Source organism: Paenibacillus sp. ALE3, assembly GCF_054113405.1.
Map to the genome: position 1 here is coordinate 2,940,759 of NZ_CM134214.1, position 24,454 is coordinate 2,965,212.

The 24,454-nt window shown below is 44.4% G+C and carries 22 protein-coding genes and 2 CRISPR repeat arrays; of the genes, 5 read left to right on the forward strand and 17 right to left on the reverse strand.

Going from position 1 to position 24,454, the window contains the following annotated elements:
- Positions 1–23 precede the first annotated feature (23 nt).
- The 12 genes from cas3 to ACXHJ2_RS12720 all read right to left on the reverse strand — a co-directional run bounded on the left by cas3 (position 24) and on the right by ACXHJ2_RS12720 (position 16,691).
- Positions 24–2,507 carry a CRISPR-associated helicase Cas3' gene (cas3, locus tag ACXHJ2_RS12665; protein ID WP_165079981.1) on the reverse strand — a complete coding sequence of 828 codons (2,484 nt, stop codon included), beginning with the start codon at positions 2,505–2,507 and terminating at the stop codon, positions 24–26.
- A 3-nt stretch (positions 2,508–2,510) separates the two neighbouring features.
- Entirely contained in the window at positions 2,511–2,825 is a 315-nt protein-coding gene (locus tag ACXHJ2_RS12670; RefSeq protein ID WP_165079982.1) for a hypothetical protein, read from the reverse strand.
- 425 nt (positions 2,826–3,250) lie between these two features.
- Positions 3,251–3,751: a CRISPR direct-repeat array (repeat unit 32 nt; unit sequence ATTTCAATCCACGCACTCACATAGAGTGCGAC).
- 251 nt (positions 3,752–4,002) lie between these two features.
- Positions 4,003–4,212 (reverse strand): CRISPR-associated endonuclease Cas1, encoded by a 210-nt coding sequence (locus ACXHJ2_RS12675; RefSeq protein ID WP_342212794.1) that lies wholly within the window; start codon positions 4,210–4,212, stop codon positions 4,003–4,005.
- A gap of 277 nt (positions 4,213–4,489) precedes the next feature.
- A CRISPR array of direct repeats spans positions 4,490–5,121; the repeat unit is 32 nt.
- Between the two features lie 243 nt (positions 5,122–5,364).
- The gene (locus ACXHJ2_RS12680; protein ID WP_165079983.1) at positions 5,365–6,174 is read right to left on the reverse strand and encodes an SDR family oxidoreductase; all 810 of its coding nucleotides are present in this window, start codon (positions 6,172–6,174) and stop codon (positions 5,365–5,367) included.
- A 267-nt stretch (positions 6,175–6,441) separates the two neighbouring features.
- Positions 6,442–7,278, reverse strand: coding sequence for a hypothetical protein (locus ACXHJ2_RS12685; protein WP_137078367.1), 837 nt, complete (start codon positions 7,276–7,278; stop codon positions 6,442–6,444).
- A gap of 12 nt (positions 7,279–7,290) precedes the next feature.
- Positions 7,291–8,043, reverse strand: a complete 753-nt coding sequence (locus ACXHJ2_RS12690) for a vWA domain-containing protein (RefSeq protein ID WP_013370788.1) — start codon at positions 8,041–8,043, stop codon at positions 7,291–7,293.
- 84 nt (positions 8,044–8,127) lie between these two features.
- Entirely contained in the window at positions 8,128–10,170 is a 2,043-nt protein-coding gene (locus ACXHJ2_RS12695) for a serine/threonine-protein kinase (RefSeq protein ID WP_090735424.1), read from the reverse strand.
- A 202-nt stretch (positions 10,171–10,372) separates the two neighbouring features.
- Positions 10,373–10,648 (reverse strand): WXG100 family type VII secretion target, encoded by a 276-nt coding sequence (locus tag ACXHJ2_RS12700; protein WP_007430133.1) that lies wholly within the window; start codon positions 10,646–10,648, stop codon positions 10,373–10,375.
- A 258-nt stretch (positions 10,649–10,906) separates the two neighbouring features.
- Positions 10,907–11,443 carry a WXG100 family type VII secretion target gene (locus tag ACXHJ2_RS12705; protein ID WP_013370786.1) on the reverse strand — a complete coding sequence of 179 codons (537 nt, stop codon included), beginning with the start codon at positions 11,441–11,443 and terminating at the stop codon, positions 10,907–10,909.
- A 5-nt stretch (positions 11,444–11,448) separates the two neighbouring features.
- Positions 11,449–12,291 carry a hypothetical protein gene (locus tag ACXHJ2_RS12710; protein ID WP_137078364.1) on the reverse strand — a complete coding sequence of 281 codons (843 nt, stop codon included), beginning with the start codon at positions 12,289–12,291 and terminating at the stop codon, positions 11,449–11,451.
- Between the two features lie 16 nt (positions 12,292–12,307).
- The gene (essC, locus tag ACXHJ2_RS12715) at positions 12,308–16,303 is read right to left on the reverse strand and encodes a type VII secretion protein EssC (RefSeq protein ID WP_165079984.1); all 3,996 of its coding nucleotides are present in this window, start codon (positions 16,301–16,303) and stop codon (positions 12,308–12,310) included.
- A gap of 67 nt (positions 16,304–16,370) precedes the next feature.
- A complete protein-coding gene (locus ACXHJ2_RS12720) occupies positions 16,371–16,691 on the reverse strand; it encodes a hypothetical protein (protein WP_013370783.1) in 321 nt (106 codons plus the stop codon).
- 390 nt (positions 16,692–17,081) lie between these two features.
- Here ACXHJ2_RS12720 and ACXHJ2_RS12725 point away from each other — a divergent pair, with 390 nt between their 5' ends.
- Complete coding sequence (locus ACXHJ2_RS12725) at positions 17,082–17,321, forward strand: hypothetical protein (RefSeq protein WP_013370782.1); 240 nt, start codon at positions 17,082–17,084, stop codon at positions 17,319–17,321.
- Between the two features lie 127 nt (positions 17,322–17,448).
- Here the strand turns inward: ACXHJ2_RS12725 and ACXHJ2_RS12730 are convergent, their stop codons facing one another.
- Entirely contained in the window at positions 17,449–17,598 is a 150-nt protein-coding gene (locus ACXHJ2_RS12730; RefSeq protein WP_023988262.1) for a hypothetical protein, read from the reverse strand.
- Positions 17,599–17,918: 320 nt separating this feature from the next.
- Between ACXHJ2_RS12730 and ACXHJ2_RS12735 the strand changes: the two genes are divergently transcribed.
- The gene (locus ACXHJ2_RS12735) at positions 17,919–18,833 is read left to right on the forward strand and encodes a flagellar motor protein MotB (protein ID WP_137078423.1); all 915 of its coding nucleotides are present in this window, start codon (positions 17,919–17,921) and stop codon (positions 18,831–18,833) included.
- A gap of 35 nt (positions 18,834–18,868) precedes the next feature.
- On the opposite strand, the gene ACXHJ2_RS12740 is transcribed toward ACXHJ2_RS12735, so the two are convergent.
- From ACXHJ2_RS12740 to ACXHJ2_RS12750, 3 genes are all read right to left on the reverse strand, one after another.
- Complete coding sequence (locus ACXHJ2_RS12740) at positions 18,869–19,207, reverse strand: L,D-transpeptidase (RefSeq protein ID WP_013370779.1); 339 nt, start codon at positions 19,205–19,207, stop codon at positions 18,869–18,871.
- Between the two features lie 82 nt (positions 19,208–19,289).
- The gene (gene rsgA, locus ACXHJ2_RS12745; protein ID WP_137078362.1) at positions 19,290–20,387 is read right to left on the reverse strand and encodes a ribosome small subunit-dependent GTPase A; all 1,098 of its coding nucleotides are present in this window, start codon (positions 20,385–20,387) and stop codon (positions 19,290–19,292) included.
- Positions 20,388–20,863: 476 nt separating this feature from the next.
- Complete coding sequence (locus ACXHJ2_RS12750; RefSeq protein WP_165079985.1) at positions 20,864–21,460, reverse strand: DUF2087 domain-containing protein; 597 nt, start codon at positions 21,458–21,460, stop codon at positions 20,864–20,866.
- Positions 21,461–21,721: 261 nt separating this feature from the next.
- On the opposite strand from ACXHJ2_RS12750, the gene ACXHJ2_RS12755 reads away from it, so the two are divergent.
- The 3 genes from ACXHJ2_RS12755 to ACXHJ2_RS12765 all read left to right on the forward strand — a co-directional run bounded on the left by ACXHJ2_RS12755 (position 21,722) and on the right by ACXHJ2_RS12765 (position 23,811).
- Positions 21,722–22,693 (forward strand): YpdA family putative bacillithiol disulfide reductase, encoded by a 972-nt coding sequence (locus tag ACXHJ2_RS12755; protein ID WP_165079986.1) that lies wholly within the window; start codon positions 21,722–21,724, stop codon positions 22,691–22,693.
- Between the two features lie 22 nt (positions 22,694–22,715).
- Positions 22,716–23,159 (forward strand): DUF441 domain-containing protein, encoded by a 444-nt coding sequence (locus ACXHJ2_RS12760; RefSeq protein WP_013370775.1) that lies wholly within the window; start codon positions 22,716–22,718, stop codon positions 23,157–23,159.
- Positions 23,160–23,298: 139 nt separating this feature from the next.
- Entirely contained in the window at positions 23,299–23,811 is a 513-nt protein-coding gene (locus tag ACXHJ2_RS12765; protein WP_013370774.1) for a hypothetical protein, read from the forward strand.
- A 132-nt stretch (positions 23,812–23,943) separates the two neighbouring features.
- On the opposite strand, the gene ACXHJ2_RS12770 is transcribed toward ACXHJ2_RS12765, so the two are convergent.
- Positions 23,944–24,246 (reverse strand): HesB/YadR/YfhF family protein, encoded by a 303-nt coding sequence (locus tag ACXHJ2_RS12770; RefSeq protein ID WP_165079987.1) that lies wholly within the window; start codon positions 24,244–24,246, stop codon positions 23,944–23,946.
- Between the last annotated feature and the right edge of the window lie 208 nt (positions 24,247–24,454).

A 24,454-nucleotide genomic window follows, 5' to 3' on the forward strand; every position in this document is an offset into this window, starting at 1 on the left:
CTCGAGTCCCAATCGAAGTGTTTTTAAAGAATAAATCCATGATGCAGACTGTCATTTTCAAGGTTAAGCCCATAACAATCATCATAAGCTCCATCGGTTAGTGCGTATATTTTCCCATCCAAAAAAGAGACTAACCCCTTATTTTGACCTAATTGGTCTTTCTCATAGTTAAATATATTAATAGTGAATTGTTGTGCCCTGCGCAACAGATCCGTAAGGTCTTCTATGCTTTTCTGTCCGTTTAGATCCGCGATGATCTCCTTTCCTTCTTTTTCTCCATCCCCATAAGGAACAATAACAGCAGTCGTATGATCCTCAATGACTTGAAAATGGTCTGCAGCAGTCTTATAGCTATTCGCTAAGAGTAAGGGTAGAATCGTCTCATTTTCTTTGCAATAAGATTGATAGTAAGTATTCTCTATGCGATTGGCATATAATAATTCAGTCATGTTTTTTCTCAGTTTAGGAATAAAATAATTTAAGTCAGTCTTTAACTCGGAATAATATTTTTGAAAATATATTTCCATGGCTTGAGCAGATAATATATTTCCACCAAAGCGAGTTTTATCATCTTTTAAGTCAATAAACATTTTTCTAGCTATTTCTTTACCGATTTTGATTTCTTTTAATCTCTTAAGATCCTCTTCCTCATGGTCAATGACATACACTTGTTTCTTTTTATACTCTCCGTGACGATTACATCTCCCCGCCGCTTGAGCAATGGAATCCAGACCAGCCAATGATCGAATGACACACTTAAAACTGATATCTACTCCAGCCTCGATTAATTGTGTACTAATACAAATGACAGGTTTTTTATGTTTCAGGTGATTTTTAACTTCCTCCAATATAGAATTACGGTGGGCCGGACACATGGATGTACTTAAGTGGTAGATCGGGACTGTACCGTTTCCTTCCTTTAATCTCTGATATAGATTTCTCACTACCGTTTTTGTATTTAAAATAACGAGTACACTTTGTTCATCAGCAAGTTTTTGTTCAACAAAATCGCCGAGTTTCTCCGTACTAAATTTCATATCCGTTGCTTTATCTACAATATCAACCCGCTTAAACGATTCTATGACATGATCCAGATCATGTATCATTTCAGCGTCTGGCTCAATTGCCAGTTTGTTATGTACAAAATCTAATTCTGGTTGTGTAGCCGTACAAAGAACAATACTTGAGTAAGCATACGTTTTCAAAAAATTCACTGCTTGATTAAATAATGAAATACAGTGAGTAGGGACTTTTTGTACTTCATCAAAAATAATGACGGACTCGCTTAAATTGTGAAGTCTACGAATATTTCTGCTTCCGCCAGCATAAAAGACATTTAAAAATTGCACCATTGTGGTGAAAATGATTGGCGAATCCCAATTATCCTTAGCCAGCTTTAATTTTTGACGCGTACTCACAACTACATCTTCGAACTCACTGCTCTCTTCCTCTTCATGATCGTCCACGACCACATTAGAGTGATGCTCCAAAATATTCGCATCGTCCAATATTATTTTGCGAATCTCTCGTACATTTTGTTCAATAATAGTTGTAAATGGAATAACATAAATGATATGTTTCTTCTCAAATGTTGCAGCATGTTTTAAGGCATAACGAAAACTGGCGAGTGTTTTACCACCGCCTGTAGGGATAGAGAGCGTATGTATTCCAGAAGGTCTTTTTGCAAACTGCTTACATTGTTCGGTCATTTCTTTTCTAAGTAAATTAATAGGTGTATTGGCATCACTGCCTGCTTGCAGGGATTTGATGTGCATCATTAATTTTTCGTAATACTCATGAAATAACTTTTGGTGATTCATTGGTGCAACTGTGACCTTATCACCTATACTCTTATTTTCTTCAAAACAGCGGGTATTAGTTCGATCCGCATCTATTAAAGCGCTAAAAACAAACTTGGATAAATACATTAATTTAAGTTCAAAATCCACCTCACCTTCTCGTTTCATATATTGATCCAACTCAGCCGTTGCTTGATTCACATAATCAAAAAAGGAAGATTTGTCCATGACCTGCTTATAAAAAAGCCCTACTGCATCTTCAAAACCCTCTATATCTAGGTCACGCACCCGATGCAAAAATCTAGATTCCAGCTGTGGATTTAAAAAATCCTGTAAATAAGAATGGTGTGAAATAATAGCGTTTGCTACAATTTCGGTCAATACATATTTAATAAATACATCCTGCTTATCAAATGTACCTTGAGGTTGGATGTGAAAGAGAGTATATAGTAATTTCCCACCTGCACTAGAATGATCTACACTTCCTCGCTTCGGCGGATTATCAGGATTTTGTACCGCTAAACGTATGTAATTTTGGAATTTTTCCGTGTACTTCCCCAAGTCATGCAGCATACCAGCTAATCCGGTAATATGTCGTATACCTATTTTGTCACCATAGACTTCTGCTAATTGTCGGGTTTCGTATAGATGTTCAGCAACTGTTTGAATCTCTTGGTCGCTTTCCCGTATGTGGGCGATATATTGCATTTTTTAGTCTCCTTCAGTTTTCTTTGTAAATAACCTTTTCCAAGTAATTACTAACCATGACGGAAGCCAAAAAAGCATAAATAAAATATATATCGTAGCAATAACACCTTTCTGACCTATTAAACGATGAAGATCATGTAGAGATTGATATAGCCCCTCTCTTGCTGCAGACAGTTCCTCATCGTTTTCCTCTTCGTTGTCTTGCCGCATTTCCTGTGCACGTTCGGTTAATTCTTGAGACACAAACCGATATCCCACGATAAGACCTATGCCTAGATAGATATAAAAATATAAACCAGGAATAGCTAATATATTCATCTATTTACCTCCTTTAAGCAAATACTTAAAATTGTGTAATCGTGTCATAAGGTACAATATCGACAATATCCAGAAAACCATAATCCAAATTTACGTTGTTAAGTGAATTTATAGGCAATTCCTCATATATTATCGTAGCGTTATATGCTCCACACTCCTCCAAAATACTAGCTTCTCTGCGACTTCTTAATCATATTAGATTTATTCTCGTTATGTAAACAAATATTTTTATAGTCATATGGAAATAATAATATTTTTAAAGAAAAAGATACCGATATTACTGAAGTTATCAATTATATCTTGGGTACAATCATGAAGAATCTGCTGGGAGTTGTTATGTAAGTTAGGTACTATAGATGATTTACTCACGCACTCACATAGAGTGCGACAACAGAGGACATACGAGCCGGACTGATGGCCCTTGAATTTCAATCCACGCACTCACATAGAGTGCGACTTGTCTTATCCGCTTGGCTGGCTTGTTGCCCTTATAATTTCAATCCACGCACTCACATAGAGTGCGACCGTGCTGCGTATTGATCCTTTTACGGGAGAGTTTATTTCAATCCACGCACTCACATAGAGTGCGACGCAAAAAATTCTGAGCCATAACAGTCACTTTAGAAATTTCAATCCACGCACTCACATAGAGTGCGACGGGGTTCAGAGGGGCATTCCAGGCTTGCCGTTAGATTTCAATCCACGCACTCACATAGAGTGCGACTTGTCTTATCCGCTTGGCTGGCTTGTTGCCCTTATAATTTCAATCCACGCACTCACATAGAGTGCGACCTAACGCGGCTGCAATGCCAGCTATTCTAGGTGCATTTCAATCCACGCACTCACATAGAGTGCGACGTCGGCTGATTGTATCGCTCGGAGCGGATGCACGAATTTCAATCCACGCACTCACATAGAGTGCGACAACGAAAATGCAGGAATTCATACTCTAATGTTATCAATTCTATACTTTTCGCATAAAATCGATGCTTAAAAGGCTTGTATTAACCATTGACTTTTACTGACGATCACTGATCCAATTGCTTTTCGACAAATTCCGAGGTGCGAAGGACCCGGGATTTTTATGTGAACTTCACATTCGCACCTTACAAAATCAGTGGGCTTGTCATATCATCGGCTTCTTTAGTTCCTAAATGCTCTGCTTTCTTTTTTGAAGTCATCTTCTAAGTTGTAGAAGCAAAAGTCCGTTTTCTTTCTTGTTAATCAAAGTAAGGAGAAAATGGTCGTCATATCCCCCTAGAAGTTCTTCCATCATATCTAGTGCCCATGAGGCTCGTCCAGGACATTGTCTATGTAGAAAACCTATGCAAGCATCCAGTTCGACAGCCAATTTCATCTTATTGGACAGGCAAAAGATATAGGGCATTTACATTGTCTAACGCGGGCGCTAATGACGTCCATAGAAGGATAAATCATCTTTTTGCTGTAAGATCAGATCATCCCACACAGATTTATACTGAGTCGCCACGTCCCTCCAAACCGGGTAAAATGCCCGATTTCATCAAATTCACCAATTTGCTTAATGGTACAGATAACAAGAAGCACTTTCCACTTGTGCGAACAAGTGCAGCTACTCCGTCTTGATTTAGGCACTCATATAGAGTGCGACTGAAAAATACCCAAATCTCAAAAGAAACCGAGAAATTTCAATCCACGCACTTATATAGAGTGCGACCCTAAATCTGGCGACTATATCGGATGGGTAAATACTCATTTCAATCCACGCACTCATATAGAGTGCGACTACAGGCGAAAAGAGCCGCTGAAAATACAGCACAATTTCAATCCACGCACTCATATAGAGTGCGACGGAGCCGCGCAAGCGGCTTTCTCCTGAGGGTTGGTATTTCAATCCACGCACTCATATTGAGTGCGACCGCAAAAGCTGCGCCTGACGACGTCTTCCACGCAATTTCAATCCACGCACTCATATAGAGTGCGACTTTATTCAGTCTGTTAAATGGGACGGTGTGAAGCATTTCAATCCACGCACTCATATTGAGTGCGACCTGCCAATGATCCTGATTACACCCCATGCAGTCATATTTCAATCCACGCACTCATATTGAGTGCGACCACTTTGACAACCGTCTAATTCCGCTACAGTAGCATTTCAATCCACGCACTCATATTGAGTGCGACGTTAATAATGAGCGCCCAAAGCTATGTTTTAAGGATTTCAATCCACGCACTCATATTGAGTGCGACTTAATCGGGCTTGTAAATGCGTACAGGAAGAAAGCATTTCAATCCACGCACTCATATTGAGTGCGACAGCGAAAATGTAGGAATTAATACCCTAACGGTATCAATTCCATATATTTTCGAAAAAAACGATGCTTAAAAAGCTTGAATCGACTATTGACTTCTAACGATAAAATGAATATAAATCCATTTCGACAAATTTCGAGGTGCGAAGGGTCTGGGGTTTTTATGTGAGCTTCACATTCGCACCGTAAGTAAGAATACACTTAAGATACCACAAAACCTCTCTCTATCCCAGATATTGCTCCATTTTCTAAAACAATAACGACTCTGCCCCGTCAATCACAATTTGTGCGCCAGTGATGTGACGCGAATGATCAGATGCCAAGAATGTCACCAAATCAGCAACCTGCTCGGGTTGCCCCGGTCCATCTGCCAACGGCTGATCTCCTTCAGGAAATTGCACAGGGATGGTGATCTGCTTTAACCCTTCTGATTTCTCCGTGGTTTCATCAATATTCGTCGAAATAGCCCCTGGATAGATGACATTGACACGAATACGGAACTTGGCCAGCTCCAGGGCTGCCATTTTAGCAAAACCGGTTTGACCTGCCTTTGATGTGCTGTAGGCTGACATCCCAAAGCTGGTAAAACGCTGATTTCCATTAATCGAGCTTGTAATGATAATGCTGCCGCCACCGTTCTTTTTCAAATGTGGTATTGTGTACTTCACCGTCAGGAAGGTTCCATCCAGATTGGTTGACAATGTTTGCCGCCAATCCTCAATGCTCAGCTCCTCGATCGGTCCGACGACCCCGTTAATCCCCGCATTGGCAAAAATGATATGCAGTCCGCCAAACAATTCAACCGCTTCCAGAACTGCTTTTTCCACACGCACCGGATCGGCAATGTCCACGTCAAAAGCCCGGGCTGCCCCTTCACGTATGGCATTAATTTCTTTTTCCGTCTCCAAAATACGATCATTACTTACGTCAAAAAGAGCGACATTTGCTCCTTCTCTAGCCATTTGAATGGCCGTTGCCTTACCAATGCCAGAGCCAGCCCCCGTAATTAGAGCAGTTTTACCTTCAAACCGTGCGCCTCCTGCATATGTGTAGCTCATATGTATCGCTCCCTTTCAATAATCTGTATAATCACAAGATTACCCAAAAGGGTATACTTTATAATCACCATTTTTGCGCATTTTTTGCTGTTCCGTTGCGATATTCAGGAAAAGATCGAATATTTCATGCATTAGTACTTCTTTTCTTCTTCTCTCTCGCTACATTCCGTCAATATCTTGCCTATTTGTAGTTTTCTATGGATTGATCAAAAAAAGGACGTTCTACAACCATAAATAATGGATGTATACGTCCTTTGGCTTATTCATTTACCACTGCAGCTCAATAAATGCAGCATCATCATCAAGTCCCCCGGTATGAGACGCATCCAGCAATACCTGTATCTGCTCATCAGGGACAGGCTCGCGAATAGGATCTAAATCGGACAAACCGTCCGTATATACTTGTAATCTCATTGGCATATCTGCGAGTATGCTTCTTTCGTACCAATGCGGCTTCCCTCCAATCGGCCCACGGCTTGTAGACCAGCGCTCCGCAGTAGAGAAGGTATGATCAAACAGTTCGCTGATTTCTTCCGCACCGTTCCACAATCGCAAACGTGAATCTCCTTGCCAGGCAAGTCGGAGACGACCACGGGTACCTCGTTTCGGCAGTTCGATTTTACCGCAAATATACATGGACTGGCTTCCCTGACGACGTTTATCTTCCAGTACTGAACGCATTAAGCCTGATTCGTGATCCAGAGGCTGCCGATCCAGTTCCTCAGTAGCTGCACCTGCCAGACGCTCAAGATACTCCTTCAATTGATTAGCAGACAGATCCTGCCTCTGTTCCATCCAATCCAGTAAAGAAGACCCTAGATAGCGGGCTGCAAAATCTCCTCGGTAACTGAGCCCGACACCATCACACAAGACAAAACAACAGACAGATTTATGAATACGTACTGCGGCAAAATCCTGTCCACTTTCCCCCATGCTGGCAGATTCGGCAGACCTTCCATAGCCATAACGACACATAAAGCGACTGTGATGAGATGATAAAGGCTGATCGCCTGTCTGAGAGCTTATGTAAGCAAATTGCTGAGTCAGCCTTGCATTCAATCCTTTTTTTTTGCTCGTGGGTAGCAGGGACAGCAGTGGATTCATGCTTTTACCTCCTTACCGTACAGGTGTTGCAGCTGACATTTGAAAACCAATGGACACCAGTTCCGCACAGGTTCCAGGTAGCATCATAATGGCTCCTTCACCTAACTGATAATCTGCCTCAAACAGCATTTCCCGATAACTTTCAGGAAGTACAGAAGACATATTACGTAATTTCACAGCATGTTCATCCTGCAACGGCGTATTATGCGTCAGCCCTTTCCAGCGACGTGGGTCCTGAATAGGCGTTTCCAGCAACCTGTCGGATAAAAATATATTTTCCACCAGTACATTGCCGTCTGGTACACTCATGTTCATAATGCGCTTCGCAATCGGTTCCGGATCATCGCCTGTGGAAACACCATCTGTCATATGGCAGACCAAAGGTGCAGGACAATCCTGCATCCCTGGTAATTCCGCCTGCAAAATACGTTCAGCTTGCAAGAAGGCTTTTGCTGAATCTGAGAATCGTTTGGGTGTCAAATCAGGCAACGAACCAATGGCCGCAATTTCATCAATTCCCTTGACACCATTCAGCAGGTCATACACGTCGTCACTATAAGCCAAAATTGCAATCCGATAGCGCGCAGTCAACCGATTTCCCTTGGTCGATCGGAAAACCATCTGTCGAATCGCTAGCGATATAGCTTCATATACAACGTCAATACGCCGCCGCCCTTCCATCAGCATGTTCATCGACGCGCTGATGTCAATCAGGTAAATGATCAGGGCGGGAGTACGTTGTGAAGCCTGTATTGTATAGTTCATGGTTTGTACATGCTCCCCTCAGTTACCTTCGATCTGTCTCTGTTTCCTAATCTATCATTCTTCCATATATAAACATATGAAACATCAAATTTTAGGCAGTCTAAAATTCGTATCTCCTAAAAAGTTATAAATAGAGGAAGCCCGGTAGCCCACTTCACCTACTGAACGATAATAAGAAGGATTACTGTCATATAATGCTCTAAACCGTTTGGCAAAGCTCTTTGCCTTCGTCGTGCTTCCACCTTCCTGAGAAGCATACGCCTTGTTGTACAAGGAAATAAGCTGGAGAACATTCTCCTTGTTACGTGCCTGTATAGCGTCTTTTCGCTTTTGTTCCGCCTCAGCTGCTGCTTTACGAGCTGCTTCTTCCTTGGCGGCACGAGCTTCCTGCTCCTTTTTCAAGGCCAGGTATTTTTCATACTTTGCCTGTTGATCATATGCTTTTTGCTTCGCCAACTTAGCAGCAGCCTGCTTGTTTTGTTCCTTTTGGGCGAGATAAGCTTCATATTTAACCTGTTGAGCGATCAGAGCTTGTTGTTTCTTTTGCTCTTCCTGTTGCTTTTGAGCAGCAAGAGCCTGTTGTTTGGCCTGCTGTTCAGCTTCCTGCCGTTGTTTCTCCGTTAGCGATTTTTGAGCGGCCTCCTGCTCAGCTGCCAACTTTTCCTCGGCCGCTTTTGCAGCCTTCAATGCCTCTTCTTGCTTTGTAGCCTCGATTTGTCGCTGATTAGACTGATCTGCAAGAATACTCACAGTTGGGATTCCGGCTGCCAAAAGAACAACTGCGGCCGAAGCTGTAACGATAAACATTTTGGAGCGATACCAGGCTTTCGATTTTTCAGGTTGCTCTGGCATCTTGGGATTCAGCTGCTCCTCCAGTCCTGTAATCGCAGCCGACACCTCCACATGCAAAGGACTGCCGTCTTCTACAAAGTGATACAACGAACGATAGACTTCCAACGCTGCAGCAGGTTTGTTCTGCTGCTCCAGTTCACGCGCCTGTCGAAACAGCTTGTCCGTTACTCCACGCTCTCCCTGCTCTAGGACATCCTGATTTAGCAATGCAGCCTGTTCAGCTTTGAGCGGTGCAGGGGTTGCCAAAGAGGATACCGTTTCACTTGAGGACCCCGCCGCCGCCGATTCTATTGTTTCTGTCACAGCTGGCTCAGTTTCTATAGTCTCAACAGGAATTTCCTGCTCAGTAACCGCATTAAGTACAACCAACCATTCGCCAAAGGTAGGACAACTACTTAAATCCTGACTATCCCAGGCACGACTAAATAGTTCTACCACCTTGCTGCCCCAACGGGATTCAAGCGATTTCCGTAAAATAAAATAACGTTCGCAAGGCGTCTGCATTTCATGCTGATCAAAATAACTTTCACCCCACGCTTTATCGACCACCACACGGTCAGACCAGCCTAGCATCTCCCCAATAATGATAGCCCCTGCAAAACGGTCTGCATATGCACTCCATAACCCGCTGTGAACGGTACGATGTGCAGCATACCCTGGCGATCCTGCTAATAGTGCATCTGGACGATCCATTTTGGTGCTATACATTTGCTCCACGTCTACCAATTCGACAGCTGACGTGCCTTCAGGCAGTTCCACTTCAGAAAAAAACGGAAGCATAACATTAGGCGCCGATAAATCACAGTGAGCCAATCCTTTTTGCTCCATCGCTGAACCGATCCCTGCCAGTGCTCTGGCTAAAGCCAGACTATCGGAAGCCTCAAGCTGACGCTGATCTGTGAGACAATCGAACCATGTCATACCATGAACCCATGGCATCAGCACCGCGTACAGCAAATCAGGCTGCTCAGCGATCAGACTTCCGTTTCTTTCTGGAGTGAGCACATCACGCTTGCATACCTGCAAACCGGGAATATCCCCGTATGTTTCCATATGCTCAGATTGATAAACCATAGCCGGGATGCGGAACTTCGGAAAAAACACTTTAAGGGCTTTCGCCTCATGCGGTGCTCCGTTTTTGGCAATCAGCTGGTATACAATTCCCTGCCTCCCTGCTTGTGCATAGGCTAAACCGGGTGCAGCGGGATGTCGTCCAACCACATAAGCTGTGCCGTTTATGATCAATTCGTCTCCCGGATTCGGTTGAAAAGACATGAAACATCCCTCTCCTTATATCGTTCAGTATGCTAGTTTTCCTCACCTTATTATATACGTCTATGGATGGCAAGAAAACCGGGTATCCGAAGATCGCCCGGTTTTTCCTGTACAATCTGTGCCAAACCGTGAGGAATGGGTTCACATATTGCTTCTTTATAGAGTGATATATGATAAGTTAATGCCGATCAGGCATGACAACTTATTTTGCTTGGTCAACCGTACGGAATTTGTTAGCGATAGCTGTCAATTCTTGGCTAATGCTATTCAAAGTCGTTACGAAAGCTTGCATTTGTTTGCTAGCTTCTTGGAACTCTTGGAAAAAGCGTTGTTTAGTCATACCTTCCCATTGACCTTCCATACCGGAGATGGATTGAGTCAAGCTGGAAACGATCTGCTGGCTTTGCTCACCACTTTGTTTAAATTGGTTAGCTACCTGATCAACCTGTTCTGGGGTAATTAAAATGCGTCCTGCCATTTTTTGCGTCCTCCTTGATGATAAAAAATGTTTTTGTTTAGCTGGTTCAAATTGTACTATGGCTATTTAATTCCCTACAAAAGGCAAAGGACCTAATTGCAATAATCCCACTTTTTAACTAGAAAGCAGCATCTAACAGTACAATCTTAATAAAACAACCACCTAATAAGTCCCATATTAGTCCCATAAAACCGGGAATGGTATAACAAATTCATATGGATTTACAAGTCGATCCAGATCATCTCGGAACGATCCGAACTAAGCGACAGGCTGATCTCTTGCTATAGACGGGTCAGTAAAATACCAATCCTGCGGACTGCTAGAAGACGCCTGCTTCAGAATATCCTGATGCAGGGTGCCTACATCCGAAGGCTGTACACCTGCAATAGCATGTACGACAGACTGCGGGTTGGAAATCAGACTGCTTCCTTCCGAAGCTTGCCCAGGCAGAATAGACGGTGATTGTTGATTCGACCAATCGAGCATCGTGACGGGTCGTCCCAATGGTTGGCTGGCAAATGGCAGAATCGTTTGATAGTTGTGGTCAACAGACTGAAACTGCTCTGCCTTTCGGTTCAGTTGTGTACCTGATGTATGGAGATAAGCATGAATCTGTTCTGACATCCGCTTGGCTTGCATCCACTGATTCAAGATCGCCTCACGTGCAGATACATCCCAATCCAGCGATTGTAACGCCTGCTCCAAACCTGCTGTTAACTGTTGAATTTGCTCCGCCGCATGCTGTAGCTGCCCGCTAAGCCCCCGAAGCACATCCGGTTCAACTCGAATGCGCATATCCATCACCCTTCTTCTGTCACTTCTTCAGTCACTGCCGACTGTTTCAACCAATTCAATAATAAATCCACAAACTGATCTCTTGAAGCCATAGCTGCAATCAACCAGTCTCCGTTACCCGCAGAGCTCATCCGAAATATCCAGTTCATTGCAGGACACAGGACAAAAGCTGCCCGTTGTGACTCCCACTCTCTGCCGTTCCAGACCAGCAATTGCAATTCTCCCTCGGCTACACGGGAACTCAAAGACTGAGCCAGTCTCATCGCCCCCTCTTCATCTCCGCTAGCTTCGGTTAGCTTACTGCTGATTTGCGACAAACTTTCTCCAGCAGATTGCTCGTAAATTTTATGAAAAGCCTGCTTGGAAAACATAAGCGCGGGAGATTCAGGTACAAGCCGATCAACCCAGCCCATTTTATCAATCAATGTTTCGCAAGCCTTTTCCACATTACCCAGATCGTACAGACGATATTCATCGGGTTCGTCAGCAGATTTCACAAGCTCCACCACACGCTCATTCGTGCAATGAAGATAGCCTTCAAACTGCTTACCTCCTCTTACATAGCGTATACGGCAAGCCCTGTTGGATAATCCCGCGATAGCAACTCTTGAAAAAACGGTAGGAGGCATAGCCAGCTCTTTGCCCTTATCGGCCTGCTTCAGATAACCCTTTTCCAGAAGAGCAGCTTTAACCTGCTCCCACTCTTCCGCCAACTCCTCTGCTAGATAGCCCTTAAACGGATCTTCCACCCCAAGCAGTCTGTCAGAACCCAATACGCCTGCCAGAAAAAACAGTTCCTTTGCCTTGAGGGTTATTAACTTCTGCTTGGAAGCTTGAAACGTTAACATTATGAGCCACCTCCCTTCAAACTACAACATGCCATCGGTCACGAATTTTCGTTATCCAATCCTCACAGCTCATTTGCTCTGAGAAGGGAATCGCCGCTTTTATCCTGGTAAATTTGCGTCGTACGTAGTATCCCTGCCCAGGAGGCAGGACTTTTAGGCCACCAGCAGCAGCATTTGCTTCCGAATAAGGGATACGAAAGAACGATAAATCATTCGAATCCAGTGTTCCAAAAAGCATACCGCTTTGGCTTGCCTTGACATCATTAAACCAGTCCACACCAAAGGTAGGGAAATCAGATGGCACACCCGATAGCACGACATGCACATTGCGATCACGTCCCAACCGTACAATGGCGGAAAGCTGATCCTTTATCATAAAATCGTTCAGTTGCTTGCTTAACATATCCGCATCATCAATGACCAGGAGCAGTTCAGGATCATTCCCATCCTTGCTCCGTTGTTGAACGATATCATGCACCTGTTGTACCAGAGGTCCCATTTCCTCCTCGCTTTCGGCAGCAGCCTTGACATGAGGAAGATGTCGTAATCGGGATAGTCCCCCGCCTCCATAGCGTGTATCGATCGTATAGACTTGCATTTGATCCGGTGACGTGTAATAAGCGAGCGAAATAATCCAACTCATCAGGAAGGAGGTTTTTCCACCCTCCATTGGACTACCTACGATAAAATTGGGCCCTTCTTTCAAATTCAGGAGAAAAGGCTCAAGATCGTCACTCTGTAGGCCTACAGGTACTTCGTAAGGAAGCGCACCTGATGGTCCACTCGTCCGATCCCACTGCTGAAGTAATTCCAACAGTGGAACCCGCTCAGGCAATGGGAGAATGGCGGGTGCGTGCTTGCCCTTCCATCCCTGCAAAATGCCAGCGATATTGCGACGCAGTTGTGCTGATCGTTCCGCCTCATCTTCTCCTGGTGAAGGCAGTGCCGTCTGGAACTCCAGCGGAGGAACATGCCCTTTAACCAGAGCCCGACCCGGAATTAACGGCCCTGGTGTTTTGGCTGGTCGTCCTACCGCATAATAGTAGTCACTAGGATCAGCCAATTCGAAAGAAACAGCATTAGGTATGTTACTGCGGAACTTCTCAAACACATCGGTAATCCGGTTCGCTGTAATGATGAACGTGATACCTAGACTGCCTCCTTCACGCAAAAGAGATTCCAGCAGTTCATTTTCATCCGGATAGGCATTTCGAAAATTAAGGTATCCATCAATAACTACGACAATTTGCGGAACATCCTCGACAGCAGAACGTCGAAAAGAACTTATTGTTTTGACGCCAGCCTCAGAAAGCATTTCCTTGCGTAGGGCCACCATCTTGAACAAATAGCGGAACAACCGTTTAATCCGGTCATCCTCCTCTGCCATCATAACAGCACCGATTTGTGGAAGCTCTCCAAAGTCGCGCATGGTTCGACCCATGTCAATGATATAACCGTTCCAATGATTCACAGCGTAACGCTGTGCCGTGGACATCAGCAACGTATGCAAAAAGGTCGTTTTCCCCATGCCCGGCATGCCATACACAGCCCAATGACCATGATCCAGCGACGCATACATCGGCTCCTGCCGTTGATTCGGCAAATCATCGACCAGCCCAATAAGAGACTTGAGCTCCAAGGATGATGATGTACTATCTATTTCGGTACATTGCGGTAAATTAGTTAAATCCAACATTTCTGGCAGCGGTGGAAGCCACGGTCCCTGAAGACGTTCGATTCCTGCCTTAGCTGCTTCTTTTGCGATATAATCAATAAATATTTGAAGCTGTTTAGGAGCTTCTTCTCCTTTTAAGCCTGAGCTTGCCCGTTCGCCACCCGTCAATAGCGCTTCACGTTTCCCGTTCAGTCTCACTTCATGAACAGGTAAGGCAGAAGAAATGTCTCTGTTGCCTATATACGGCGCACCGCTCCAAGCAAATTGCATTTCTTCAAACACTTCGTCGCTACCCACTTGAAAATATCCTCGTCCCGGCTTCGTTATCCACGCGGCATTCGGTATTTTCAACATATCACGGCTATCACCTTCACTTTGCACCCGCAAGCAGATGCGGAACCTGGAGTTACTCCAAATCTTATCATCTACAACACCAGCAGGCTTCTGAGTCGCCAAAATCAGATGGACACCTAATGTCCGCCCAATTGCGGCAATACTGATTAGCTCGTCCATAAATTCTGGCTGATCCCGCTTTAACTGTGCAAATTCATCAATAATAATAACCAGATGAGGCAGCGGTTGTTCCTGCCGCTGCCGGAGTAGTCTGTAATATTCATCAATATGCTGTAAATTGCCCGCATCGTTCAATATCTTCTGTCGACGAACCAGTTCTGCTTTAAGAGATATTTTAGCACGCTCAATCAGATTATTGTCCAGGTTCGTGATCGTGCCCACAACATGCGGCAAGTTAACGAACGTGTTAGACATGCCACCACCCTTGTAATCGATCAGCATAAAAGCAAGATCATGCGGGTGAAACTCAGCAGCGAGCGAGGCTACGATAGACTGAATAACCTCACTCTTCCCTGAACCTGTCGTACCGGCGATCAAGCCATGGGGACCATGACCTTGACGCTCTATTTTATCATGCAGGTTAATCATAATCTTTTTGCCGCCTGCCCGCACGCCCATCGGGACGGGTAATGTATCAGGATGGCGGTTACGTCGCCACCGGTCTGCCACATCCAGTTCTTCCACACTTGCTACACTCATCATATCAAAAAGAGGCAGAACAGCGGGAATATCAGAAGCCGAAGAACGCTTCAAACGAATAGGCGCCATGTACCGCGCCAATGCATCGGCTTCCTCTTTGGATAAACGATCCGGTTTAAAACTTTGCTGTTCAACCTCCGCTGATTCTGATTTAAGGGCATATACACCCTGTTCCTTGGAAGCCTCCACAATCAGCTGACACTGCATTGGCAAAGCTTCTTTACGAGAAGCCAGCACAATCGTACACGCATCTATGGCTCGGCCGTCCTCTAGCAACAACGGCAGCAAAGGTTCTTCCTCAATCAGTTGGGTATCAGATAAAACAATGACATAACACGGCGCTTCCATACCTTTGCCCTGACGTTCATTGCGATTATTTTTTCGGCGGTTCAATCTGGCAAACAGAAAGTCAGCTAATTGATGGGCGCTACTACTGCGGTCTGACATCATTCTCTGGATTCGGTCATCGTCCCACACATGCGGGAGCCAGCGCATCCAAGTCCATTCACTTTCCTCTCGCTCATCATAGAAGGAGGCAATTTTCACTTCATCCGGCGAATGACGAACCGTCACTTGTGCCAAGATCACTCTTAACGCAGCCAGGGTATGCTCCCGCTCGCCGACCAATCCAACCACTTTGGATTGAAACAGCGGTAATGTGATGGAAGCAGCGTCCACCAAACGAAATTCTTCCTCCAGTTCATCTGCAGCCCCCAACAAGGGATCACGGTCATAACCGTCAGGTCGTGGAATTTGCAGTTTAATATGAAAGGGAACTTGTCCAGTCCCGATACGTACCTGTAAAAAATCTTCATCCTCTGGTGATCGTTCCCAAAGAGAACTGTTGCGGTTTTTTACGATTTGAGTGCATATTTGCGGATCACCGTGAATTTCATATAGTGTGCGAATTTGCTCTTCGCGTTTCATTTCGAGTTCTTCACGATGCTTTTGGAGCTGTTCCCGATACATTCGGTCCCGTTCCTCCAACTTGCGCTTATATTCCTTCTTATTATTTAAATAGACGAAAAAAGGAATCGTATAAGATGTAAGCATCATGACCACAGTGACCATCTGGAACATCAAATAGTTACTGTTGCCCATCTTGCCTGTTCTGCTCATATATACGTAAAAGCCTACAGTCACCAACGTCATCATTAACGGAATAAGTATAGATATAATAGAAAAAGACGGCTTGCTCGGCTCAGCCGGAGGCCGCAAAATCTCCAGCTTCTCCTCCCGGAGGGCCGGTCTTAATCTCGGGGATCGCTGGTATAATACATTCAAGACAAAAGTCCCCCTTTTCGCTTACTATTTCATTTTACCAAGGTTTCATATTATTTCATGTGTGTATTTACCCATTTTTTTCAGTTTGAAACAAAGAACGCCTTCCATATACAGGCGCCTCGTCCTGAGTTGTCGAAAAAGCTCGCTGAATGCGCACAGTACAGCCTTCCCGCAAACCTGCTCCTGTGAGTAGCTGGTTATCCTCCACTCTGAACCAAAGTCCTTCCGGGAATTTTGCTTCCATAATATATTGCATGCCTTCAGCCGGAGGCTCACCAAAAATACGCACACCCAGCATCAATTTTAAATGTTCCACCGAGTATTCATCAGCCACCTCAATATCAAACCACTCTGTTTCCTGTCGTCCTGAAAGCACGGTCAGGATCATCTGTCATCCCTCCCGATCCTTAATTTATACAGCAATACTCACGCAAAAAGCCTATTTCTACGGAAATATGGCTATCGTAACTGTAGCATCCGTCTATTAGACTGTCAATTTGTTACAAAATACCCACGCTCAAAATAAAACAATGGCTTTAGGCATGCTTAAAATTAATGGTAGAGTCATATGAATCAAAAATAGGTATTTACAAAATTTAATTTGCGTGCTTACGTTATTTTGTCGATTAGTTAGAACTAAATTCGATTGTTACCCAAATTGTTGTGAACACTTTGTAAATTTTTCAGACCTTTATGTTTTTATAAGGTGTTTTTAAGGTAATTTTAAGAAACGGGCACTACAATAAAGCCATGAAATAACTCAGGTGAGGTGATTTTTGTGAGAACATTAATTACATTTCAAAACAAACGTATTCCCGTATACTTCAATCAAGAAAATAAGCAACCGGTACAAAAAACCTTAAAACTTCTAAGTAATACTTTGGAGAACAAAATCTCCAGCGGCAAGCGTGCCCTTCAAAAATGTCTTAACTCTTTGATCAGTATAGAGATTGTCGGTTGTGAAGCCATCCTGCATAGCGTTAGTGAAAATGATTCATTGGCATTGTCCCTCTATTAAGAGGGACTTTTTTTGTTTGCATTAGACACAAAAAAGAGAGGGGCATTTCGGCACCCTCTCCAAATCAGCGTTTTTGAAACATGCTACATATGACTTACCTCAGCCTATGCATTTGATCAGACTCTATTTATAGTATTCTGCGATAACCCTTTTTACCGCCTCGTTCCTTATTCTGCGCCTTCTCAATTCGTATTCTAAACAGTTCTAGTAAATTAGCGCGTGTATGCTCTTCCCGGCAGTTGTCCAGCTTTTTTAAGATAAAACGGTCAATGGACATATGACTCAGGCTCCTTTACAGCAAGCTACCCCTGCTTTTCAAGGGGATGGTCAGGCTATCCATTTTTAACCATTCCGCCTGTTGTTTAAACACGCACGCTCTGACTAGGATAAAGCAGGCAGGATTACATACCCTTTAAATAGGGTAAATACATAAAGTTTCGAAAGTTTTATCAGTATAGCCTGGAAGCTACGGACAAGGAGCGAGTAAAAACCATGAATACGCACATGATGACCAAAATAAGCTGGAACCTTTTATGTATGTTCTTCATCCTAATTATGCTGGCTGCATGTAGCAGGGAGAAAGCCTCAACTCGAAGTATGGCCCAACACGAAGCTGAAGCACGTGCCTATACCGTAACAGGTAATCCGAACCAAGCTGCATCATCCCTTGATGAACGAGCCGCCAACGATGCACCTGTCCATCAGCAAGGCAGCAGCTATGTCGAAATATCAGGTGACGTAAGTATTGATAAAAATACAGTGAAGGTTACAGGACATTCCAACCTGCCTTCTGGAGCACGGATCAAAGGGAATCTTGCAGTCAAAAACTCTCTGTTAACCGGATACACGGACGAGGCAACTATTCACAAGGACGGAAGTTTTGTACTCCAAGTGCACCGACCTGGTATACAGGGTAGTATGGATCTGACTGTTCTATTTCGCCCGGATGACCAAGACAAAGAAATACGAAATTTGTATGGTAGTGGTGGCAACAAATTAGAAGGCCCTTATGTATATCAATACGAAGAAAACGAACAACTTTTGCAAGAAATTCGGATAGGTGCTGAGTTTGATCCTGAACAAGATCGACATGTCCCTCTAATCAAGCCTGTCTGGAACAAACCAAAGGACTACGGTAGCCCTCAAGTGTGGATTAAGCCTGATGTGAAGCAGAAAGGAAATTATTATCATGTATATGCACGCAGCAATTTGCTCGAGGGTTCGGACGTCAAGCTCACAATTGATTTTCCGGGACGATGGCAGTTTGGCTACGATGATCAAACCAAGGTCATGCCTGATGGTTCCTTCAGCATGAGGGTCAAAAAGCCGAGCCTTGCCAACCGCTACACCCTGGTCATAAGTTTCGAACCGAACGAAGATATGTGGACCAACGCTAAACAGGCTTACGGTACAAATGGAGAACGTCTTGCGGGATCTTTAGTTAAATCCGCAGACGACAAAGAGGGCTCCAAACGGATTGAAGCCCGTGTACAAATTCAACCCAAATCGTAACTAGGCAGCCAAAGGAATCCTATATCGTCTAGACGTTATGGCTGTATCGTGACCGGCGTTCCTATACTTACCTTCTCCTGAAGCTCCAGCACATCCTTATTCTGCATTCGAATACAGCCATGTGACACCATCTGGCCAATGGACGATGGCTCATTGGTGCCGTGAATGCCATAATGCGGCTTGGACAGCCCCATCCAGAACGCTCCGAAAGGACCGCCCGGATTGGGCTGTTTGTTAATAATCGTAAACTGCCCATGCGGTGTCTGTGTAGCCACCTTCCCAATACCGACTGGATAACTAAGAACGATCTGACTTCCATCTTTTAAATATAGACGACGATCCGATAAATCCACTACAATGCTGTAGTTCGGCATATGTTCACCCCTTTACACCATATGCCGACTACCACATAGATTTTCTTATTTTTCTACAGATGATGTTACAAAACAGCTCGGCTTACCACTCCACATCACGTCGCCAACCGCTTCGCTGATCCTTACGGCCCGGAGTTGTACTTGAACGGCTATCCTTTCTACGTCGGTCTGCTTCCTTGCGTGCCTGATACTCTAGTTCCCGCTGCATCTTGCGATAATTGTTCACTCTAGATTCTGATAATTCCCCTTTTTGGATAGCCTCCTCCACCGCACAGCCAGCTTCTCCCCTATGCTTACAATCGGCAAAACGACATTGCTGCGCGGTTTCCATAATATCGGCAAAGGTATGAGCTACACCCTTGGAATCATCCCACAGATTAAGCTCGCGCATCCCGGGTGTATCCAGCAAAACAGCTTGCTTTGCAATGGGAAAAAGCTGTCGGTGTGTGGTTGTATGCCTGCCTCGGCTGTCTTCCTCCCTCACATCCTGTGTCAGTTGAACTTCTGCTTCGGAAAGCCAGTTCACTATTGTGGATTTGCCACTACCAGAAGAGCCAGTCAAAGCAACCGTACAGCCAGGTTGAAGAAACGCTTCCAGCTGCTCTCTGCCTTCGTTCTGCAAAGCAGAAATAACGATAACAGGTACTCCAGGAGCAACTCCCTCCGCTTCTGCAACCCGCTGTTCGACATCGTCACAAAGGTCACTCTTACTCAACACGACAACCGGGTTTACGCCGCTATTCCAGGCCATTATTAAATACCGTTCTAATCTGCGCATATTAAAATCATGATTCAACGCATTAACAAGAAAAAGCGTATCTACATTGGTTGCGATGAGTTGCTCTTTCGTCTCAAAGCCCGCGGCCTGTCTAGATATTTGGCTTTTGCGTGGCAAGACAGCATGGATTACTGCATCCGATACTTCGTCCGACGTGGTGATGGCCACCCAATCCCCTACAGCTGGTATTTCCGCTGGATCAACCATAGCATGCCTTAGCTTACCTGAAGCAGCTCCCCAGCGTTCCCCATCCATCGTAATAAGCTTCACCTTTTGCCCATAATCGGCAATCAAGCGGGCAGGACGTATCTGCGTGTTTCCTGCTCTTTCCTCATAGCTTTGCTTCCATTGGTCCCAAAAACCGTTCCAGTAATCAGACCAACCGTAATCGTGTATACTCATTATTTTCCTCCTGAAATTATGTTTAATTTTTCTGGATGTAACGTTACTCGATAGGTGTACATTTTCTCTCCGCAAACAAACAACGCAAAAAATCCGCAGGGAAACCCCTGCGGAGGATATACAGTTCAGGCGATGTGATCCGTTCGTTCACATATGCAAGCAGTCTTACATAGACCACTCCCAAAACCAACAAACGGATAACAAAACACTTGACCATAAAAAAATCCGCAGGGAATCACTCCCTGCGGATTTCGTTGGTTCTACTGTCCAACCAACTGCTGAGCTAAGACTATAGATCTAACAGTCTTTAGCTATGCATCGTCCGTGCGGGAGACAAGTCATTCTGCTGCTGAACCCATCCACTCATGTTCGTACGCATATAACATCGCCTCCTCCTAAAATTTCCTTTATCATACAAGTCCATCAATTGTCTGTCAAGGCTGATTTCAAACATTTTAAACTATTTCAAGTTTCGTTTAACGTACCTGATCCCATCGTGTCCACATTTCACGCGGGTTCAATTCGTACATTTCCCGTTCTCTGTACATAAACTGATGCATGATCAGCTCACGCCGAATCGTCGCAAAATCCTCATGGTATTGCTTGATCCATTCGTTTAGTTCACGTTCAGGATAGATGCGGCCTGGCTCCAGCTTTTCGGCGAGCATCTGAAGTACAATCAATTTTTTCTTATACTGAGCAGGAATTTGACGCAACTTGCCGTCCTTGGCAAAAAAATTGCGTAAAACCGTTGCTTCCAACGTTTCATTCAGTTCGGACATATCTTCCTCTTCCTCTACTTTTTCAAAGATAAAACGCACAGTCGCCTCGGCATGCTGCCGAATCAGCTCTGGATTCAGTGTAAAATACACCGTGTTTTTATCACGTCGTTCCTTAATTAACCCAACCTCACGGAGTTTGGAAGCATGATGCGTAACTGTAGGCTGTGATAGATTCAGCTTTTTCGCCAAAGCTTGGCCATGCATCTCCCCACGGGATAAAAGGAGTAATATTCGCATACGTGTCGGGTCCGCAAGTGCTTTATGATAATTGACCATTTTATCTAGTTGCATTGTGACTGCACCTCTTTTCACTACTACAGGTTTGCTAAGCAAGCGAATTCGCTTAATCTAAATAGATGTCCATCTAATTATATGTATGTTAAAAGTGTCTGTCAATTCTCCCCTCACATTATCTCTTTCTGAAAACGGCTGGATATTATGCACACATTACGGTAGGATTATTATTTGAAAACTTCTCACATACTGAGCTATTTGCATCAATTCTGAGATCCGTTTGACGAAATAAACCAATATAACTGGAGGTTCATCCAAATGCACGACGTAATCATTATCGGTGGCGGACCTTGCGGACTATCCGCTGCAATCGAATGCAGCCGCAGAGGTTTGCGAACGATCATTATTGAAAAAAGCAACATCGTTCACTCCATTTTTCTGTATCCGACAAATATGCAGTTTTTTAGCACCGCCGAACTATTGGAAATCGGTGATGTTCCGTTCAGCACTCCCAATGACAAGCCTTTTCGTCATGAAGCACTAGCATACTATCGCAAAGTAGCCTCACATTATAACCTGGATATTCAGCATTATGAGGAGGCTCAATCCATTCAGCGGCAGGAAGACGGTACATTTACCGTACATACCCTAAGCAAACGGGAAATAACCAAGAGCTATTCGACACGCTATGTCGTAGTGGCTACGGGATATTTTGATCATCCGAACTATTTAGGCATTCCTGGGGAACAATTGGATAAAGTCACTCACTATTTTAGCGAAGCCCATCCCTATACAGGAACCCGGGTCGCAGTCATCGGCGGCAGCAACTCTGCAGTAGATGCAGCAATGGAATTGGTGCGGGTCGGGGCTACGATTGATATGGTTTATCGTCGCAACGAGTTGTCTCCATATATCAAACCTTGGGTTCGTCCATTGTTCGACAGTATGGTACAAAAAGGAAAGATCACGCTGCACTTAGGCGCACGCATTACCGAAATTCATCCAGACCATGTCATCGTCACTCCGATGAACGCAGAAGCGTTCCAGCTCGAAAACGATTTTGTACTGGCACTAACAGGATTTCACCCAGAACGAAAACTACTGGAGTCTGTCGGCGTCCACATGGCTGAGGACCTGGACAAACCTGAATTTAATCCAACCACGATGGAAACTAACATCCCAGGTATATATGTCGCCGGAGTTATCGCTTCAGGCAGCAATGCCAATGAAGTGTTTATTGAAACAGGGCGCTGGCACGGGCGTCAAATCGCCGAACATATCCAAAGTTAAACGATCGAAGGAGAACAACTGAATGGATTACAGCTCACTTATCTTACTGGTACTAGCCGGCCTTGGAATTATCAGTGGCAACTCAACCGTGACGATTGCTATGGTTGTACTACTACTGCTGCGGGTAACCAGCTTTCATACTGCTTTCCCCTGGCTTGAAAAGTATGGCCTAACGATCGGAATAATTATTTTGACGATAGGGGTCATGACCCCTCTAGCCAGCGGTAAAATCAGCATCAATCAGGTGACAGAGTCCTTCCTGCACTGGAAGTCCCTGCTCGCGATTGGTATCGGAATTCTGGTAGCCTACCTAGGCGGCCGCGGAGTAACTCTGATGTCCGGACAGCCTATTATTGTGACAGGTCTACTGATTGGGACCGTCATTGGCGTTGCCTTCTTTAAAGGGGTTCCGGTTGGACCTCTGATTGCTGCCGGGCTGCTCTCCTTATTAATCGGTCGCTCCTAAATTTCTAGACACAGGATTGAAAAGAGCCGTTCAACAAATATACAAATGAATGATAGCAATCTGCATATCTGGCTGAATTCAGTCCCGCTTTGTGTTATACTCATATCGCATAATTTGGTAAATGCAGGAGGCTTGACCGATGTCTCGACAATTTGTAACGGAAGCTGTAATGGTGGCTATATACGGCCAGTTGCTTACATCTCCCGCCCCTGTGGAATATATAGTGCCCTACACATCACTGCTAGAGCTGTACGAATTCCAGGACAGCACAGAGCCTCTCATGGATAACCCTATGGACGATCAACATGTGAAGCGAAAGGTAAGTGAGCTAATCAGTTATTTTGAAGAACCGTTGAATCAGAAAAAAATTCGGCGTGCCCTTCAGATGCCTTGGGCGAAAAGCTTGCCTATCCTATTCGATGCCAATACATCACTCATTGTCATTAATGCAGTTGATACGGCGCATTACGGAGAATATTTTGATCCGATTGAAACCGAACTGGTGTTGACAGCTCAGCGTGAAGCATTACCCATCCTGACTGATCAATTAGACTGGATCCACCGCATTATCGAAGCTTCCGTACCTGTACATGTGTACGATATTGATGATTTTGATTTTGCAGTCGATGGTCCGATGTTTAACAACCCTTAACATACGACATCCTGCCCTAACCACAATAAAGCGGCGGAGTATCATGTGCAGGTTCATCTCCTGCCACACGATACTCCGCCGCTTTTCATGTCCATAAACCATTACTGGCACGCTATTTTTAACGTGGAGGCATTAAGCTCGTTCATCCTTTTCATAGGTGTAAATAATGTCGTCATGTTCCTCCAAATACTTCACTTCCAGATGATGGCCTTTCAGATACCAGTAATCCTGATCCTCCATATAAAACGTAATGCCAGCCGCTTCATGCTGTAATGCGGGGTGCTGCGGAGGCTCTACGGCAATTCCCAGAGAAAAGCCTGGATGCAACCCACCGCCGGAACTATAGCGAACAAAAAAACGGATGGAATCTCCACGATTCAAACCAAGCTCCTTAATGTACCACTGTGCCGCAGGTTCAGTTACCTGTATGCTCATGCGTTATGCTCATCTCCTTGTACAAATGACGTCTTGCCAACTATATCATAGCATCTTTTGGAATAACGACCAACCGTCTCTCCCCATGCGGCTTCCTGGACAAGTCATATACATTTTTTTGAAAAAGGTTTGACAATTCGCAAAAGAGGGTGTTAAGATTCAACCATACGAGATCCATTTTGAAATTTATTACCAATTTGAACGATAA